Genomic DNA, 18,936 nt, shown 5'->3' on the forward strand with positions numbered 1-18,936 from the left:
TGACACCTGCAGGGGTGATTTGAATGGCAGTCAGGCCGGCATCACTGACGGTCACGCTGATGTCATTACTGCTAATGCCATCGAGAGTGGCAGACACTGTTGTAATACCTACCGCTAATGCGGTTGCTAAGCCACTATTGTTTATTGACAACAATGAAGGATCTTGACTACTCCAAATTACACTAGAAGTTATATCTATTACATCGCCATTATAATAAACCGCTGTGGCAGTAAAGGCTTGAGTATTACCTACTTGAAGAGTTAATTCACTCGTCCCATATTGACTTATTGTTGTTGGTGTTATTTGTATAGCGATTATTGTATTTGAATTATCATTCTGAGCATCATTACAACTAGATAACGAAAAAACAAAAGCAATAAAAACAATAAAAGAAGTAAAAACATTGTTATTTAAAAACATATAAAATAAACCGTAATATGTGAATTAAAAGTCAGGTCCGAGACATGGTTTGTTAAATAAATTAATAAACCTATTTCTTATTAAATTAGTATTCTGATTTATTCATTGGTAATGTGACTTATCGAGAGTTGTGATTGTTTCTTCTTATTGTAATTTCCCATTTCAGCCCATTTTTTATTTTAAGGTGAGTGTTCTATTGTTTTGAATTAACAATTTATTAGTTATCTATTATTCCATTACTCTTTCACATGAGATTAATAATACGATTAGTAGTATTGATGATTGCTAGTATTAATCATTAACTATAATTAATGAACAATTAATCAGTGATGTACACTGTATTTCATATTTTTAAAACACTTATATGTTTACTTTGTTACTATGGATATACATTAAACCTGTATATTAGCAATAAGTAATATACGTTTACTGTTTAATAATTCATAGAAACTGATAAAGATTAACGTATTTATTGGGATTAGATTAATTAATCTGAATTCGATATAAGAAATTGAACTAATAGCTCTCTTTGTGATGTCGAGGATTGTTTCACTGTTTTTATTCCGCTCTACAACGCCCTACGCTCGGGTATATAACATCAATTGAATTCGACTCGATCCTCCTGACTAACTAAACCGATCGTAAGATGATTCCATGAGATCTGCTTTTACTTTAGCGGAATAATTGTATTAGAAGTGCAATATTTCTTTCATTTTGAGCCGTTTTATTTGAGTTTGTGACAAAATCGGCGCGTCGAAGGTATGACGCCGGCATTTGAATATGTGCAGGTCGAGTCGCTCAGTACTTGAATAAGAAAGTACAACCTAAAGCCAGTGCACAATACGTTCACACATTATTGTAAGGGACTGATATCGAGGGAATCGATTTTGATATGAATGCATCTCTTCTGTTACAGTGATAACGTTGTGATAATCTGAAGGTGATGTATGGATAGGAGTCATATATTAGGTGTGATCCTTGCGGGTGGCCAGTCTCGGCGTATGGGAACGGATAAAGCCAAATTACAAATCAATGGCGTATCTATGTTACAAAGAAATTTGCATTTGTTCAGTGAATGCGGTTTTCAAGATGTTGTGGTTTGCCGCAATCACCCTGATTATTTGGCCGATATTCATGTCAATTGTGGCCCTATGGGGGCAATACACAGTGCGCTTCATTACGCACAAAAAAAAGAGCAGATTAAAGGGCTAATCATTATTCCTATTGATATGCCTTTGCTTGATAAAGAATTGATCAATCAACTGATTGTTGCTGACGAGAAGGCATTGGCATTCTTCTCGAAGAATAAGCCATCGAAAAATAATAAGAATGAATTGGATGTTAGTGTCAGAGTAACAGGAGATAAAGCTATTAATCCTGCAAGGCATTTTCAGAATACGCCACTGCCTTTATTCTTACCTAATCACAGCTCTCTTTTATCATTAAGTGAAGCGGTGGCAACATCGAGTGCTGACCGATCGATTAAAGCGTTTTTATCAAGAATTGACTGTGAGTCTATAATATCACAGGAACCTGAAAAATTAGTTAATACCAATGATAAAGCCCAATGGCAACAAGCCTTAGATGTGTTGGATCATATTAGTTAACACTTTCTTCAAGGTAAATTCGAGTACTTAAGGGAAATGATAATGAAAAAAAATAAGCCTTTTCAGCCGTTAAATATCGCCGTATTAACCGTATCGGATACCCGTGATGAAACAAATAATACGGCAGGAGACTTACTGGAAGAGGCATTAAAGGAAAGTGGTCATCAATTAAGTGAAAAAATGATCGTCAAGGACAATATTTACCACATTCGCTCTATTGTGTCAGTGTGGATAGCATCAACTGATGTGCAAGCTGTTTTAGTTTCTGGTGGTACAGGCTTTAATCTTAAAAACTCAACTATTGAAGCTCTGACGCCTTTATTTGATAAAACCGTTGATGGATTTGGTGAGTTGTTTAGGCAGCTTTCCTTTGTTGATATTGGTACTTCGACCTTGCAATCACGTGCGGTGGCGGGACTGGCTAATGGTACCGTTATTTTTTGCATGCCAGGTTCAACAGGTGCTTGTCAACTTGCTTGGGAGCAAATCATAAAAACACAACTGGATGCTAGACACGGCCCGTGTAATTTTGTGCCGCATTTGAAATGAATGCCTATTTATTATGCGGTCTAAACTGTGCCGACTCTTTTTTATGCTATTTTTTGAGTCCAAATGAACCAAAAAGGTAAATGTTTTGTCGGTTTTTTATTCTGTTATACAGCCTGATTTTTTTAGTCGGTGTTGATATTGTCGGTGTTAAATTCTCCTCGACTTGGTGTTCATTAAATATTCTTATCGTTCCTGCATGTGTGGTTTTCGGTTCACTCTTTGGCGGATTAGTCGTTACTATGCTACTTCCAATATCTGTGATGACTGCATTGGCACTATCCAGTGGTTTTGGTTGGTTTACCCTGTCGGGGGGGGGGTGTCAGCTGAGCTAGGATCTGTTTATGGGGCTATCGCTTTGATGACAGATCTTTTTAGAGAGCTATTAGCAATTATTCTGTTGTATTTATTGGGTCAGCAATTTTCTAGGGAGTGTATTGCGGCTGGAGGGGCGACGACTTTGGATTCGACTTTGCCCATAGTGAAACAAACTTGTTCAAGTGAGCAACTTTCCACTGCCTTAGTCAGTGGCTTGATTCTGACTTTATTAGCCCCGATTTTAATGACACTTTTTCTCTCTTTGTAATGTATTTTTTACTGCAAAGGTTATGAGAGTTAATCTGTAAATTACAATTGTTTACTGTAAGGTAGCCGTTAATGGGCCATCAATGCTTATGCTTTTTTGCTTGGTAATTGACCATCCATACCGCAGCTTCGACGCGAGATTTTAATGCCAGTTTTTTAAGGAGGTGTTTAACGTGAACTTTCACGGTTCCATCGGTAATGTCGAGTTCTCGAGCGATTAATTTATTACTTAAGCCTTTGGCAATAAGTTTGATTATGTCATGCTCTCGACTGGTCAATAGAGATATTATATTGGTTTCTTTTTTTTCTGGACGTCTGAGTGCGGTGACTAAAATATCGGTAAGTGTTTCACTCATGACCATTTTACCTGTCACGCACTCTTTTATTTTATCTATAATATCATCAGGTTCCATATCTTTTAATAAATACCCATCAGCGCCTGAGCGAATGGCTTCTAAAACATCTTCATTATTGTCAGACACAGTTAGCATGAGTATTTTGGCTTGAATATTTTGTTGGCGTAATGCTCTAAGCGTTTCTAATCCATCCATGCCTTGCATATTGAGATCAAGAGTAATTAAGTCTGGTGTTGTTTCAAGGGCTACGGAAAGGGCTTCTTTACCGGAACTGGCTTCTGCGACAACTGACAGTTCATCTTCTAATTCAATAAGCTGCTTTAGTCCTTTACGCAATAATGGATGATCGTCAACCATCATTATGGTGATTTTTTCGTTGAATTGCATAGATAAGCTCCTTTGTTGACTCGATATATCATAGCGGGGTTTTGAGTAGGCTATATGATTTGCATCAATAAATGCGCTATTAATGAGTATTTTTGTTTATCCCTAAAGCGGTATTTTTGATTCCGAATTCAACATGTATGTAGTTGTATTTATTGCATTATTTTGTTCATTGCCTGCGGGTGATATGGATTTAAAGTCTATTAAGCTTATGTGTGCTACTCATTCGTGTGAATAGCGATGCTAGGTTTAAATCGTCATAGTCATAGCAAAGGCTCATAAGGTTGAGTTGAACAGCGCTTGCGGAGGGCACTATGGCAGACTTACAAAAATGGGATCCTGAAGATAAAGTTTTTTGGGAGTCACAAGGCAAGAAAATCGCAAACAGAAACCTGTGGATTTCAATTCCGAGCTTGTTATGTGGTTTTGCTGTTTGGCTCTATTGGGGAGTGATCACCGTACAGATGCTCAATTTAGGTTTCCCCTTTGCTAAATCTGAATTGTTCACTTTAATGGCCATCTCGGGATTAACCGGGGCAACACTGAGGATCCCGAGCAGCTTCTTTATCCGTTTATGTGGTGGACGTAACACGTTATTCTTTACAACCGCCTTATTAATGATCCCCGCATTGGGAACCGGTATCGCATTACAAAGCCAAAATACGCCCCTATGGATTTTTCAAGTTTTGGCACTACTGTCTGGAATAGGTGGAGGCAATTTTGCGTCATCTATGTCGAACATCAGTTTTTTCTTCCCTAAAAATCAGCAAGGTGTTGCACTAGGAATGAATGCTGGCCTCGGCAATTTTGGTGTGACGACGATGCAAATTCTTGTGCCTTTATTCATGACCTTTGCCGCTTTTGGTGGCGATCCCATGACATTATTAAACTCCAGTGGAACCTTGATTGGGAAAATTCCCGCAGGCTCTGAGACTTGGATACAAAATTCAGGTTGGGTGTGGTTTGTTTTTTTGATTCCATTGGCCTTTGCTGGCTGGTTTGGTTTGAATAATATCAAAACCCCTGAAGTCTCTCCTGATATAGGTCATCCGTTGACTGCTTGGTTACTCATTTCGGTGATGTTACTCATTGGTTTTTTAACTGCTGGAGTGGGGTTATGGTTATTATTACCCCAAGAGGTGAATGGTTCCGGTTTTGGGGTACCGAAAGAAATTGTATTAATACTTGTTATTGTGTCGACCGTGTTTTTACTCAAACAGTTACCCGGTAAAATAAAATCGAGCTTAGCGCGTCAATATCAAATATTCGATAATAAACATACTTGGGTGATGAGTACTATTTATACCATGACCTTTGGCTCCTTTATTGGATTCTCTGCATCTTTGCCTTTATCTATCAAAGTGATATTCGGCTATCAACATATTATGATTGATGGTGTGATGACCCATAGTACGGTGAATACCAATGGTCCCAGCGCACTCATGTATGCGTGGATGGGGCCTTTTATTGGCGCGTTAATTCGCCCTGTTGGTGGTTGGATAGCCGATAAGGTTGGGGGAGCATTAGTGACACAAGTTTGCTCTATAATCATGATATTAAGTGCGCTTGCCGTTGCTTATTATATGCACGCGGCTTATCAGTCAGCGACGCCTGAAATTTATTTCGTACCCTTTTTCTTGTTATTTTTATTATTATTTGCAGCCACAGGAATAGGCAATGGTTCAACATTTAGAACCATTGCGATGGTTTTCCCTAAAGAGCAAGTTGGCCCTGTATTGGGGTGGACTTCAGCCATTGCCGCTTATGGCGCTTTTTATATTCCTAAAGTCTTGGGGGAGCAAATTAAGCTCACCACACCTGAAGATGCGCTTATCGGATTTGCGGGCTTTTATCTGATTTGTTTGTTCATCAATTGGTGGTTCTATTTACGTAAAGGGGCAGAATTTCATAATCCATAATATATATTAGGTTAAGGTGACTTCTTGTTCTAGGATGTGGTTTAGCTCGACTAAACAGCTACCGCATCCTGTTCCTGCTTGAGTGAGAGTGGTTAAATGCGCTAGCTGGGTAATGTCATGTTGGCTAATAGCTCGGCATAAATCTTGGTAACCGACTTGCTTACATGCACAGATGAGTTTACCTCTGGACAGAGAGCCTAGCGGTAAATGAGAGAGTATGCTTAATGATATCTCACTGTTAATGGGGTGACTGAGCAAAGTTGCAAACCAGGCGCTTGACTCTTTAGCAAGCTTATTTGAAATCAAGTAGGCAAAATCAATGTGAGTGCCTGTGATATTCGCAAAGCGAAAATTAAATTGATTATCACTAAAAACTAATTGATTATGATGTGCTGCTGTATGAAAAGTATGCAGTTGCTGTTGTAGTTTAGCCGGGTTGAGTTGACTGGCAATATGATATAAATAGCCATTTTTGACGGTTTGCCTTACCCAGTAAGGGAATGTGGTCAAATTCGACTCTAACGCTGTGATTTTACTCTTTGTCAGTAGTAAAGCTTCACTTTGATGAGGAAAGCTCTGAATATCAACGGCAGTATGCTTAAATTCAGGTTGACCAGAGATGGCGTCCACATGTGCGTCGATGAGCTCGCAAACTTTTGCTTGGCTGGCAGAACTATTACTCCAATGTATGGGAGCGAAGACTTCTCCTCGTCGAGTTTGATCCGATATTGCGACTTTAACAATGCATTGCCCTAAAGGACTTGAGACTTGAACTAGGGAGTCATTTTGAATGGTTTTATTTTTTGCATCTATGGGATGAAGGTAAAGTGTGGGTTGAGCTTGATGAGCACTGAGTGTTACTGACAAGCCACTACGTGTCATGGTATGCCATTGATCTCGCAGTCTGCCAGTATTCAATATGAAAGGGTATTGTGGGTGAGTTTGCTGAACGGATGGCTGATATCTTAAAGCGATAAACTGTGCTTTTGTTGATGGAGTAAAGTAAATGCTTTGGGTAAATAGTCGTTCATTTCCAATGGAATCTTGTTGAGTGATCAATGGCCATTGTTGAGGGGTGAGTTGATCATATTCAAGGGGACTTAGTCCGCTTAATCCGCTTAAGTTCAATGCTCTTGATGTTCCCCCTTGATTTTTTAACCCTGTGAGTTGGGCGTACTCTTTGAAAATATCCGCTTCATGGCGATAATAAAAAGCATCTTCAAATCCCATATGTTTAGCCACTTGGCTGATTATCCACCAATCTGGTTTACCTTCGCCGGGGGTAGGTAATAGACGTCTCTGCCTTGTTATGCGCCTTTCTGAATTAGTGACTGTGCCTGATTTCTCAGCCCAGCCTTGAGCGGGGAATAACACATTGGCAGTTCGCGTCGTGTCGGTATCCTCAACACAGTCGGAGACTACGACAAAAGGGCACTTTTCGAGTGCTTGTTGTATCTTTCGGCTGTTGGGCAAACTCACAACAGGGTTGGTTGCCATGATCCAAATGGCTTTTATTTCGCCGCGTTCTAGTGCATCGAACATATCGACCGCTTTAAGGCCTGCTTGGCGTGTTAGTGTTGTTGTTTGCCAATAGTCGCTGATGATTTGATGATGCTCAGGGTGATTAAACTCCATGTGTGCGGCTAAGGTATTGGCAAGACCACCGACTTCTCTTCCCCCCATCGCGTTAGGCTGGCCTGTGATGGAAAAAGGGCAAGCGCCTGGACGGCCAATTTTTCCTGTGGCCAGATGGCAATTGATGATGGCATTTACTTTATCTGTACCATGACTGGATTGATTAATCCCTTGTGAATAGAGGGTCATGACTTTGTCAATGTTGGCAAATTTGTGGTAAAAAGCGGTTAAATCTGAGGGCGTAATGGACAGTAATGCCGCGAGTTTATTAAGACTTGGCGTATCTTGCTGTGCGCTAGAGAGTGCCTCATCAAAACCTTGGCAGTGCTTTTTGATGTATTGATTGTCAAGTTTTTGCTTGCTATTGAGATAGCAGAGTAATCCGTTAAACAGCGCAACGTCAGTACCGGGACGTATGGCTAAATGTAAATCGGCTATCTCACAGCTGGCGGTTTTTTGAGGATCGATGACAACCACATATAAATCGGGTTTTTGTTTTTTAGCGGCTTTAATACGCTGATAAAGAACAGGATGACACCAAGCTAAATTAGAGCCAGCAAGAATAATCATGTCTGTATGTTCAATATCTTGATAGCAACCCGGCACAATATCTTCGCCAAAGGCACGTTTATGGCCGCTTACGCTAGAAGACATACAGAGACGAGAGTTTGTATCGATGTTACCACTCCCTATGAAGCCTTTCATTAGTTTGTTGGCGACGTAATAGTCTTCTGTAAGCAGTTGCCCCGAAGCATAAAATGCGATGGCGTCAGGCCCATGCTCTTGGAGGACTTTATTAAATTGTTGAGCGACATGATTTAGTGCTTGTGGCCAACGAGTGATTTCTTTTTCGATGACAGGATGAAGTAACCGCCCTTTGTGAGTCACTGTTTCGCCTAATGCCAATCCCTTTGAGCATAATTTTCCATAGTTCGCGGGATGGGCTTCATCCCCTCTTATTTCTAGCTGACCTTGAGAATTTGTAGTCGCTTCTACACCACAACCCACTCCACAGTAAGCGCAAGTCGTTTTTATCCATGGACGATCCGCATTCGTGCTCATTGACTATCTCATTATTTCATTGATTGTTTTATTCAATAAGCAATGTTTGAACCAAATGAAAATATTCATCAGTAAATATTTATTTTTATTTTTAAATCAATGGTATGAGTTGGGTTTTCCTTGAAGTGAAAAAGAGCTCGTCTCTGTTATGGGCCATTAACTGGCTAGAGAGATGAATGGCTCACCACCTTAGCGCATGCTTGCACTTAATTGTTGCATTTTTGTATCTCTATTTGTGTCGAGAGCACTTTTAAGTGCAATCACTATTTTGCATTGACCATTTAATTATTTGTTTATAAATAATTTATTTTTTATTACACGCTCTTTTTCTTATTGGCATCAGCTTTGCTAAATACTAAGTCTAAGTCCAAATCTAAGTTTAGGTCTAGGTCCAAGTCTAAATATAAGTCTAAATCTAAATATTGAGCTGAAAGGAGGTGACGATGTTTAACAAAAGTGAGCATTCTAGTCGAGAAGTGGTGAGTTTAGCGGCGCGTTTTCTTGCTGGTAAACGTCTTCATGGTAAAGTCAGTTTAGTGGGAGCGGGACCGGGAGATCCTGATTTACTGACGGTGAAAGCACTTCGCTGTATTCAAAATAGTGACGTGATCGTGTATGACCGTTTAGTGAGTGATGCCATTCAAGGCTTATTTCCTGCCAAGACTCAGGCTCTTTATATGGGGAAAGCCAAAAATTGCCGCCGCTTTCCTCAACAAGATATTAATCAATTGCTCATTGATAAGGCCAAGTTGGGGTTAAATATTTGCCGATTAAAAGGAGGAGATGCCTTTGTTTTTGGTCGAGGTGGTGAGGAAGTAATAGCACTCAAACAGGCGGGGATTGCGGTGGAATTAATCCCTGGTATTACGGCTGGAGTAGGTTGCACTAGTTATGCAGGGATCCCCTTAACACATAGAGGGATAGCGCAAGCTTGCACGTTTATTACCGCGCATGCAGAGACAAGTCTCGATATTCATTGGCAAAGCCTCGCAAAACTTGAGCACACTTTAGTTTTTTATATGGGGATCACCAAAGCCGACTTTATTCAATATGGATTAATGGGGGCAGGGCTCGATCCTGTTACACCAGTGGCATTGATTGAAAATGGCTGTCATGACACTCAAAGAGTGGTTTCGGGTCAATTAGCTGAACTCAGTGAACTTGTTCAGCATCATAAAGTGCAGTCTCCTGCATTAATTGTTATCGGTAAAGTGGTCGGTCTAGCGCAACAGTTAGCGTGGTTTAATGCGGAAAATATTGATAGTGCAATATCACAATTTGCTTAATTTCAATAATAAAAACTTTTAGGGTCTGCAATGAATAAGTTAATGAGTGAATTATCGAATCATAAAGGTGTGTTAGTTGTTGGTAATGGCATGGTGGGGCATCGTTTCATCGATACCCTTATTCAATCTGATGAGAAACGTGATTTCTCAATAACCACTTTTTCAGAAGAACCTTTTTTAGCTTATGACAGAGTACAGTTAACGCAATACTTTAATGGTAAGACAAAGCAGGATTTAGCGTTAATCGACAGTGATTATTATCATCAACAAGGTATCGATTTTATCTTAAATGATAAGGTGATAAGTATTGATCCTACTATAAAAAAAATAGTGACTGCTGCCGGGCGTGAAGCGTATTACGACAAATTGGTGATCGCGACGGGATCCTACCCTTTTGTGCCGCCGATCCCTGGGAATAATCAAGCTCATTGTTTGGTATACCGTACTCTTGATGATTTAGATGCCATTCGGTCTTCGGCTAAAAAAAGTCAGGTGGGGGTTGTGATTGGTGGCGGTTTATTAGGGTTAGAGGCTGCCAATGCGTTAAAAAGTTTAGGTCTGGAAACCCATGTTGTCGAATTTGCTCCTCATTTGATGGCTGTGCAGCTTGATGAGGGAGGAGCTGCGCTACTGAAACGAAAAATTGCGGCTTTGGGAGTCGGGGTTCATACCGATAAAGCCACCACTGAAATCATAACAGGTGAAGATTATCGTTATCGATTAAATTTTGCCGACGGCACGCATGTTGAAACGGATATGGTGGTGTTTTCTGCAGGTATTCGCCCACAAGATGAACTCGCTCGTCAAGCGAAATTAGCCATAGGACAGCGTGGTGGCATTGTGATTAATGATCAATGTCAAACCAGCGATCCTGATATTTATGCCATCGGTGAATGTGCTTTATGGCAACAGCGTATTTTTGGTCTCGTGGCACCAGGCTATCACATGGCGAAAGTGGCTGCTGCGCATATTCTTGGACATGAAGCGGCTTTTACGGGAGCCGATATGAGTACCAAATTAAAACTATTGGGAGTGGATGTGGCCAGTATTGGGGATGCTCACGGTAAAACATCTGGCGCACAATCTTATACCTATCATGATGAAATTGAGCAAGTGTATAAGCGGCTCATTGTGTCTAGCGATAATAAAAAAATCTTAGGGGCAGTATTAGTCGGTGAGGTGAGTACTTATAGTCATCTATTACAATTTATGCTCAATGATATGGACTTACCTGACAATCCTGCGTCGTTGATTTTACCTTATTGTGAGGAAGAGTCGGCTTTAGGCTTAGGTGCTTTACCCGACCAATCCCAGGTGTGCTCTTGTTTCGATGTATCAAAAGCCTGCATTAAACAAGCGGTTGCTGAAGGCAATATCAGTTTATCGGAAGTCAAGGCTTGTACTAAAGCATCAACGGGGTGTGGTGGGTGTGCTGATCTGGTGAAGCAAGTTTTAGAGACGGAATTAGCCGTGTTGGGTCATGAGGTTGATACAAATCTTTGTGAACACTTTGCTTATACACGTCCTGAACTTGTTGATATTGTACGTATTAAAAAAATAAAAACCTTTGATGAGCTGTTAAACAGCCATGGCAGCGGATTGGGTTGTGAAGTCTGCAAGCCCACCATTGGTTCTATTTTAGCGTCTTTTTGGAATGAATATGTATTAGAGGAGCCTCATTTAGGCTTGCAAGATACCAATGACCGTTATTTAGGCAATATGCAAAAAGATGGAACTTATTCTGTTGTGCCCCGGATCCCAGGTGGGGAAATTACTCCTGATAAGCTCATATTCATAGGAGAAGTAGCCAAAGAATTTGACTTATATACCAAAATTACTGGTGGTCAACGTATTGATTTATTTGGTGCACAGCTACATGAATTGCCCCTTATTTGGCGCAAACTTGTCGATGCAGGATTTGAAACGGGGCAAGCTTATGGAAAATCGGTGCGAACAGTTAAAGCTTGTGTGGGGGAAACTTGGTGCCGATTTGGGATCAATGACAGTCTAGGTTTCGCTATTAATGTTGAGGATCGTTATAAAGGCTTACGTGCACCCAATAAGTTAAAGTTTGCGGTATCGGGTTGTACTCGTGAATGCGCAGAAGCGCAATCAAAAGATGTGGGCATGATAGCCACTGAAAGTGGTTGGAATTTGTATGTTGGAGGAAATGGCGGCATGCGTCCACGTCATGGTGATTTATTTGCAACAGATTTAGATGATAAGACACTTATTCAATATATTGATCGGTTTTTAATGTTTTATATTCGCAGTGCTGAAAAAGGTCAGCGGACATCCGTTTGGCTAGAAAATCTTGAAGGCGGACTTGCATACCTTAAACAAGTCATTATCGATGACAAGCTTGGTTTAGCGCATGAACTAGAAGCTGAGATGGCGTATAGCATTAGTCAATATCAATGTGAGTGGAAGACAACCTTAGAAAGCCCCGAAAAGTTAAAACGTTTTCAACACTTCATTAATAGCCAGCAAGGCGATCCTTACCTCATGTATGAAATGGAGCGCGATCAGCGTAAACCTCGTTCTCCAGAGCAGAAAATATCCATACTCGAAGTTGTCGATTAAATGTTAAAGAGGAAAGAAAATGAAAAAATGGATGTCGGTTTGCCAGCAGCATGATTTAAATCCAGGAGCTGGAATATGTGCTTTGCTTGGTGATGAGCAAGTGGCTGTATTTCAATGTCGTCATACTCAGCAACTCTATGCCGTGTCAAATTTCGATCCCATCGGCAAGGCTCATGTGATTTCAAGAGGGATTATGGGATCAGTAAAAGAGCAGGCGGTCGTTGCCTCTCCTTTATATAAGCAGCATTTTAATTTGAGCAGTGGGCGCTGTCTTCAAGCGCCTGATTGTCACCTTAAAACTTATTCTATTAGATTACAGGGAAGAGATGTTCAATTAGCGTATGGCTAATGAATATACCCGTGATACTTGAAGATGCATGTTTACAGACTCCCAAAGGGCTGGCCTCTTTATATGTAAAAGCAAGGCCTTTTATACTGCGTTATTGAACATCAGCTTAGAATGACTAGGCACGCTGTTCAAGCTAACCATCATGGATGATGGAAATGTCATTTATGCAGGAGCAATTAATGACCTTGTCTAAAAGGCTTTTAATTCCAGCTGAATCCTGCATCTTCAAGTATCACGGGAATAAGCCCAGTTTCGTTAAATAAGCCTTTTCGTTTCGTTTTAAATTTATTTTTTATATCAGTCATATTGCTGGTAGGTATTCGGCTGACCTTTTCATTGATAATAGGATCACCCAATGAGTCACGTAAATCGATTTAATTTATTTTCATTTAACGGAAAAATGAAAATACTTCATTTGAGTTGGATAGCTTTTTTTATCACATTCATGGTGTGGTTTAACTTTGTCCCTTTATTGCAATCGGTCAAATCGTCTTTAGGATTAACCCAAGCTGAAATTAAAACCTTATTAATTCTTAATGTGGCTTTTACTATTCCTGCCAGAGTGATCATTGGCATGTTAACAGACAAATACGGACCGAGGTTAGTGTATTCGGCGTTATTAGCGGTGAGTGCGATTCCCTGTTTTGTATTTGCTTTAGCTGATAATTTTATTCAGGCGGCTATTGCACGATTCTTTCTTGGTTTTATTGGTGCGGGATTTGTCATTGGCATACGTCTTGTGTCGGAATGGTTTCCTCATAATGAACTGGGGACTGCCGAAGGCATATATGGCGGCTGGGGAAATTTTGGCTCCGCTGCAGCGGCTTTTACCTTACCGACCTTAGCCCTGTTTTTAGGGGGAGAAAATGGCTGGCGTTACGCCATAGCGATAACGGGGCTGATGAGTTTAGTGTGTGCTGTTATCTTTTTTAGGCATGTCAGTGATACGCCTAAAGGCGCGACATATTTCAGGCCTAAAAACTTAACGGCCATGGAGGTCACCTCTAAAGGCGACTTCTTCTTATTGCTTATCATGAAATTGCCTATGTATGGCGCACTCGCTCTATTGGCATGGAAATTATCGCCCGCAGATGTGGCTATGCTGTCTTCTTGGGTGGTGAATAGTATTTATTTGAGCTTGCTGATTGTTTATTGTTATGACGTATCGTTAGTTTGGAAGGTGAATAAAACGATTTTTGAAAAACCTGTCCCTGAAATTCATCAATATAAATTTAAGCAGGTCGCGGTATTAAATGTGCTGTATTTTGCGACCTTTGGCTCGGAACTCGCGGTTATCTCTATGTTACCACTTTTCTTTGCCCAGACCTTTGAGCTGACCCCTGTGGTCGCTGGAATGGTGGCCTCTGCTTATGCATTTATGAATTTAATGTCTCGTCCTGGGGGAGGCTGGATTTCAGATAGGTTCGGTCGAAAACTCACATTATTGATTTTAACGGCGGGTCTTTCGCTCGGTTATTTTTTAATGGGGCAGGTGAATAGTGAGTGGCCTGTCGCTTTAGCTGTGGCTGCAGCCATGTTGTGTTCTTTTTTTGTGCAGTCTGGAGAAGGTGCGGTATTTGCAACAATTCCATTGATTAAACGAAGAATGACAGGGCAAATAGCAGGGATGACGGGGGCTTATGGAAATGTGGGTGCCGTGTGTTATTTAACGGTACTGTCTTTTGTTGATTACAGTACATTTTATTACGTGATAGCGATTACGGCATTATTGGGTTTTGTTGCGTTATTAGTGATGGAAGAACCATCAGGGCAAATTGCTGAAATCAATGAAGACGGTAGTGTCACCTTAATTGATGTTTCTCATTGAGGAAAGAATGAAGATCGCAGACTTAAATGGAGTGCTCCCTGATAGTGAAGTCCCCGCAGCTGTGGCTCGGCTAAAACCTAAGTTGAATGTGCGCTTTGGTGGCAAGTCTGCTGCAGGTGTAAAGGATAATAATCAAGATGCTTTCGCAGTCCAACATCCCAATCATTATCATGCTTTGGCGTATAAAGGGGTAACAGCTTGTATTGCTGATGGTGTCAGTTGCAGTGAGAACAGCCAACATGCGAGCCAGTTGAGCGTGACACAATTTATCATGGATTATTATGCCACGCCGGATACTTGGTCGGTGAAGCAGTCTGCCAGTCGAGTATTAAGATCGCTCAATGATTGGCTATATCATCACAGTACTTTAAGTGAATTAAGACATAATGGTTTTGTGACCACATTAAGTGCTGTCATTATCAAGTCAAATCGAGCGCATCTCTTTCATGTAGGAGACACTCGAATTTATCGCTTGAGAGAAGGGGAGTTATCATTGCTCACCCGTGATCATTGTCATCATTCATTTCATAAAGATCATTTTTTAACGCGAGCATTAGGGATGGATAGTCATGTAGACATTGATTATCAAACATTCAGTATTCGCCGTGATGATGTGTTTGTCTTAACCAGTGATGGCGTGCATCAATGGCTTAATGAGCTAGAGTTAATCGATTTATTGACGACAAAAGAGCAAAATGTAGAGTTAATTGCGGATAACATCCTCGAGCATGCAATGCAAAAAGGCAGTAATGATAACTTAACGTGTTTATTGTTAGCTGTGACTTCCTTGCCCCTTAGTGATATTGAAGAGTTAAACGAAAGAGCACGACATCAAGTTGTGCCTCCCGCTCTATCGGTTGGTCATTTGATTGATCAGTTTGAAGTTTTGAAGGTGCTGCATTCAGGCAGTCGAAGTCATGTGTATCTCGTGCAAGATATTACGAATAAGCAAGTCTTCATTGTTAAAGCGCCCTCATTGCATTACCAAGATGATGATGTCTATTTACAATCGTTTATGTGTGAGAAATGGGTTGGTTTAAGGGTTAACTCATTACATTTGATGCGCATATACCCGCAGCAGTCACGTTTCATGTATCATTTATGTGAGTATATAGAAGGTGGCACATTGAGGCAGTGGATGCATGAACACCCTAAACCGAGTTTATTAGAGGTCAGAGGGGTGCTTGCTGATATGGTCGTTTGTGTTCGAGCCTTACAAAGGTTAGGTGGGATCCATCGAGATTTAAAACCAGAAAATTTTGTTCTCAATACTCAACAAAAATGGGTATTAATAGATTATGGTGCAGTAAAAATCGATAGTCTTGAAGAAATGCAATACAACATAACGGACAATATCCCTCTGGGGGCATTAGAGTATATGTCTCCAGAGTATTTAAATACGCGAAATGCATTGCATCAGTCTGATATTTTTTCGATAGGAGTCATGATCTATGAAATATTGACTGAGCATTTACCGTATCAACATACTCGAACGGTGACACTTGATAAGCTGCCAATAAAGGATTGGCATTATATTTCTATTCGGCAATATCGTCCTGATATTCCACTTTGGGCAGATGCAGTGATCCGTAAAGCATGTCATCCCGATATTTATCAGCGATATCAGTCGATGTCAGAATTGATTACGGATTTTACAAGATCCCGCCCAACCTTTGTAGATAGAAAGGGTATGACCGCTTTCATAGAGGATAACTCGATGAGTCTATGGCGTATGAGCACATTTTTTCTTCTCTTTATATTAATACTTCAGGGCTTATATGTTATGAGCGAGTAGGATTAATGCGAATGTATTGCCGATGTTGATGTGTTCAATGTATCTTTCTTTTTAGCGTCATAGCGTTTCCATACTTTTTCATGAAAGTAAAAAACTATAGTATTAATAGCAGGCTCAACTAACGCGACGGCACCACCGACTAATAAGCTACCTGTCAGCAAATAGGTAACAGTAAACGCAACGCTAAAATGAAGTGCAGCAAATGTCAGTGTTTTAGTCATACAAGCCTCAAACGTCGAATTGATTAATTATCAAATGATAACAGTTATCATTTGCATTTGAAAGCGTTGACTAGAACTTTTTGTTCTTTATTTGAACGGAATGTAGAGGTTTAGTTATATATGAGAGTAATTATAGAGCCTTTGCTAGCGGTTATTGCCAGCAAAGGGTTAGGACTTCTGATGATGTGAATTAATTTTGTAGTTCTTTGCAAATATATTCTTGGCTTTCTTTACTAAAACTACTGCTTTGCGGCGCGCTAGGTGCGCAATATTCATCAACAAATTGCTTTATTTTTTCTTTAGATTGAGTGAGTAAATCAAATGCTTGTTTTTCTGTATCAGATAATTTTGCGTCAATAGTGGTTTTGAGTGACTGAGCTTTGGCTTCTAATGAATCCATTTGAGTATCGGTGGCTTTATCTAGTTTATCTTTTGTTGACTCAACAAATGATTGTGCACCATCCATAGGCTTTTGGACATTGCCACTTTTAGTGTATAAGTAATATGCTAGGGCAACTAATATTGCCAAGATGATCCAGTTTCTCATATTTAAGTCCTATCAAAGTGAATAAGTTGTGTTATAAGAATTATAATAGACCAGTTTTCTGGCAATGTTAAAGCTGTAAGGCTGTAAAATGAACGCAGAAAAAAACCAAAAAGATTACTCAAAAGAAAAGCGTATTAAGATCCATCAACCCGATCCTGCTAAAGCGGATCGGTTTAATCCCAGAAATAGAATATATGTCAGGGCTGTATCGGGTTTATGGACGACATTACGACGCCGACTCGGCTGGATAGCCATGCTCATTTTTTTAGTTATTCCTTGGATCCCATGGGGAAACAGACAAGCTGTTTTATTTGATTTAGCTGAGCAAAAGTTTCATATATTTGGTCTCACCATCTGGCCTCAAGATCTGACCTTATTAGCGGCTTTATTAACGATAGCGGCTTTTGGGTTATTTTTTGTGACAACGTACCTCGGGCGTGTATGGTGTGGTTATACATGTCCACAAACAGTTTGGACCTTTATCTTTATTTGGTTTGAAGAGAAGCTGGAAGGGACTAGACATAAGCGGATTAAACTAGACCAGTTACCTTGGAGTGTGAATAAAATTTGGCGTAAAAGCGCAAAGCATACAGCATGGTTAGTCGTATCTTTATTTACCGCAACCACTTTTATTTCTTATTTTATACCTGCCAATGAGCTATACGTTGACTTATTTAGCTTAAATGAAACGGGGTTAATCTACTTTTGGGTGGTTTTTTTCGCTTTGGCAACTTATGGCAATGCAGGTTGGATGCGAGAAATCATGTGCATTCATATTTGTCCTTATGCTCGGTTCCAAGCGGTAATGTTTGATAGAAATACCTATATAGTGGGATACGATAGTCAGCGTGGAGAAAATCGAGGACCTCGATCTCGCAAGTCTGATCCTAAGGAGCAAGGTTTAGGTGATTGCATTGATTGTGATTTATGTGTGCAGGTTTGTCCTACGGGGATAGATATTCGCAATGGGCTTCAATATGAATGTATTAATTGTGGTGCTTGTATTGATGCTTGTGACAATACGATGTCGCATATGGGATACGCTAAAGGATTAATTAGTTACACCACGGAAAATAAATTAAATAGAGTAAAGGAAAAAGTATTAAGGCCTAAGTTAGTCGGTTATGGTGCGATGCTCTCCATTATGACATTAGTCTTTATATATGCTTGTATGAACATTGCGCCGATGCGATTAGATGTTATACGAGATCGTAATCAACTCTATCGAGAAAATATTGATGGTTTAATTGAGAATACTTTTACCTTAAAGATCTTCAATAAAACTGAATCTTCTCATCAATATGAAATGAGAGTAGAAGGCTTACCGAATTATCAATGGATTGGACCTAAGCAAGTGACTTTGATACCCGGTGAAGTGCTGAGTGTACCGATTAGTTTAGCTGTTGACCCTGTAGCGCTAAATAAAAGTGTAACGGATATTACTTTTAGTGTGAGTAGTCAGGATAATAAGGTAGAAGCCACACAAGATTCTCGCTTCTTTAGTCAATAAATAAAGGCGAGTGACAGTTAAAAAGGGCCCAAAGAACGCATTTGTGCCCTTTTTTTATACGTTTAGCTGGCTTTGTGTTCACTTAAAGGGTTTCTTTAAATTAAATACAAAAAAGCCCTTGCGCTCATTTCAAATCTCCCTATAATGCGCACCCACTGACACGGCAAAGCAGGTTACTAAGCGATTAGTAAACAGCAGCGGTGACAAACGTTTCAAGTAGTTAACGTGGCTCGATGAGATAAGAAATTAATCATTGAAAAACTTCTTAAAAAAACACTTGACGCACACGAGGAAATGCGTAG

Annotated in this window: 16 protein-coding genes; 11 read left to right on the top strand and 5 right to left on the bottom strand. The window is 40.1% G+C overall.

Annotation, left to right across the window (positions count from 1 at the left end):
* A partial coding sequence (locus Q0779_RS22740) for an Ig-like domain-containing protein (protein ID WP_298776386.1) occupies positions 1–421 on the bottom strand: 421 nt, incomplete at its 3' end.
* Positions 422–1,368: 947 nt separating this feature from the next.
* Between Q0779_RS22740 and Q0779_RS22745 the strand changes: the two genes are divergently transcribed.
* The 4 genes from Q0779_RS22745 to Q0779_RS22760 all read left to right on the top strand — a co-directional run bounded on the left by Q0779_RS22745 (position 1,369) and on the right by Q0779_RS22760 (position 3,160).
* Entirely contained in the window at positions 1,369–2,028 is a 660-nt protein-coding gene (locus Q0779_RS22745; protein WP_298776388.1) for a molybdenum cofactor guanylyltransferase, read from the top strand.
* A 42-nt stretch (positions 2,029–2,070) separates the two neighbouring features.
* Positions 2,071–2,577, top strand: coding sequence for a molybdenum cofactor biosynthesis protein B (gene moaB / locus Q0779_RS22750; protein ID WP_298776389.1), 507 nt, complete (start codon positions 2,071–2,073; stop codon positions 2,575–2,577).
* Positions 2,578–2,657: 80 nt separating this feature from the next.
* On the top strand, positions 2,658–2,909 hold the full coding sequence (locus Q0779_RS22755) for a LysO family transporter (protein WP_298776391.1): 252 nt from the start codon (positions 2,658–2,660) through the stop codon (positions 2,907–2,909).
* Complete coding sequence (locus Q0779_RS22760) at positions 2,894–3,160, top strand: LysO family transporter (RefSeq protein WP_298776393.1); 267 nt, start codon at positions 2,894–2,896, stop codon at positions 3,158–3,160. The genes Q0779_RS22755 and Q0779_RS22760 overlap by 16 nt, the downstream gene beginning before the upstream one ends.
* 79 nt (positions 3,161–3,239) lie before the next feature.
* Here Q0779_RS22760 and narL read toward each other — a convergent pair whose 3' ends face one another.
* A complete protein-coding gene (gene narL, locus Q0779_RS22765; protein ID WP_298776394.1) occupies positions 3,240–3,902 on the bottom strand; it encodes a two-component system response regulator NarL in 663 nt (220 codons plus the stop codon).
* Positions 3,903–4,213: 311 nt separating this feature from the next.
* On the opposite strand from narL, the gene Q0779_RS22770 reads away from it, so the two are divergent.
* Entirely contained in the window at positions 4,214–5,818 is a 1,605-nt protein-coding gene (locus Q0779_RS22770) for an MFS transporter (protein WP_298776397.1), read from the top strand.
* Between the two features lie 6 nt (positions 5,819–5,824).
* Here the strand turns inward: Q0779_RS22770 and Q0779_RS22775 are convergent, their stop codons facing one another.
* Positions 5,825–8,515, bottom strand: coding sequence for a nitrate reductase (locus Q0779_RS22775; protein ID WP_298776398.1), 2,691 nt, complete (start codon positions 8,513–8,515; stop codon positions 5,825–5,827).
* A 443-nt stretch (positions 8,516–8,958) separates the two neighbouring features.
* On the opposite strand from Q0779_RS22775, the gene cobA reads away from it, so the two are divergent.
* The 5 genes from cobA (at position 8,959) to Q0779_RS22800 (ending at position 16,356) form a co-directional block, all read left to right on the top strand.
* Entirely contained in the window at positions 8,959–9,801 is an 843-nt protein-coding gene (gene cobA, locus Q0779_RS22780; protein WP_298776401.1) for a uroporphyrinogen-III C-methyltransferase, read from the top strand.
* Between the two features lie 30 nt (positions 9,802–9,831).
* On the top strand, positions 9,832–12,384 hold the full coding sequence (gene nirB / locus Q0779_RS22785) for a nitrite reductase large subunit NirB (RefSeq protein WP_298776402.1): 2,553 nt from the start codon (positions 9,832–9,834) through the stop codon (positions 12,382–12,384).
* Positions 12,385–12,403: 19 nt separating this feature from the next.
* On the top strand, positions 12,404–12,733 hold the full coding sequence (gene nirD, locus Q0779_RS22790; protein ID WP_298776405.1) for a nitrite reductase small subunit NirD: 330 nt from the start codon (positions 12,404–12,406) through the stop codon (positions 12,731–12,733).
* Between the two features lie 355 nt (positions 12,734–13,088).
* Positions 13,089–14,561: a NarK family nitrate/nitrite MFS transporter gene (locus Q0779_RS22795; protein ID WP_298776407.1), complete on the top strand. Its 1,473-nt coding sequence runs from the start codon at positions 13,089–13,091 to the stop codon at positions 14,559–14,561.
* Positions 14,562–14,568: 7 nt separating this feature from the next.
* Positions 14,569–16,356, top strand: a complete 1,788-nt coding sequence (locus Q0779_RS22800) for a bifunctional protein-serine/threonine kinase/phosphatase (protein WP_298776409.1) — start codon at positions 14,569–14,571, stop codon at positions 16,354–16,356.
* A gap of 2 nt (positions 16,357–16,358) precedes the next feature.
* Here the strand turns inward: Q0779_RS22800 and Q0779_RS22805 are convergent, their stop codons facing one another.
* Positions 16,359–16,577, bottom strand: a complete 219-nt coding sequence (locus tag Q0779_RS22805; protein WP_298776410.1) for a DUF2061 domain-containing protein — start codon at positions 16,575–16,577, stop codon at positions 16,359–16,361.
* A gap of 190 nt (positions 16,578–16,767) precedes the next feature.
* On the bottom strand, positions 16,768–17,124 hold the full coding sequence (locus tag Q0779_RS22810; protein WP_298776413.1) for a hypothetical protein: 357 nt from the start codon (positions 17,122–17,124) through the stop codon (positions 16,768–16,770).
* A gap of 88 nt (positions 17,125–17,212) precedes the next feature.
* Here Q0779_RS22810 and ccoG point away from each other — a divergent pair, with 88 nt between their 5' ends.
* Positions 17,213–18,634, top strand: coding sequence for a cytochrome c oxidase accessory protein CcoG (gene ccoG / locus Q0779_RS22815; protein WP_298776416.1), 1,422 nt, complete (start codon positions 17,213–17,215; stop codon positions 18,632–18,634).
* Positions 18,635–18,936 lie beyond the last annotated feature (302 nt).

Source organism: uncultured Shewanella sp. (assembly GCF_947491715.1).
Lineage (GTDB): Bacteria > Pseudomonadota > Gammaproteobacteria > Enterobacterales > Shewanellaceae > Shewanella.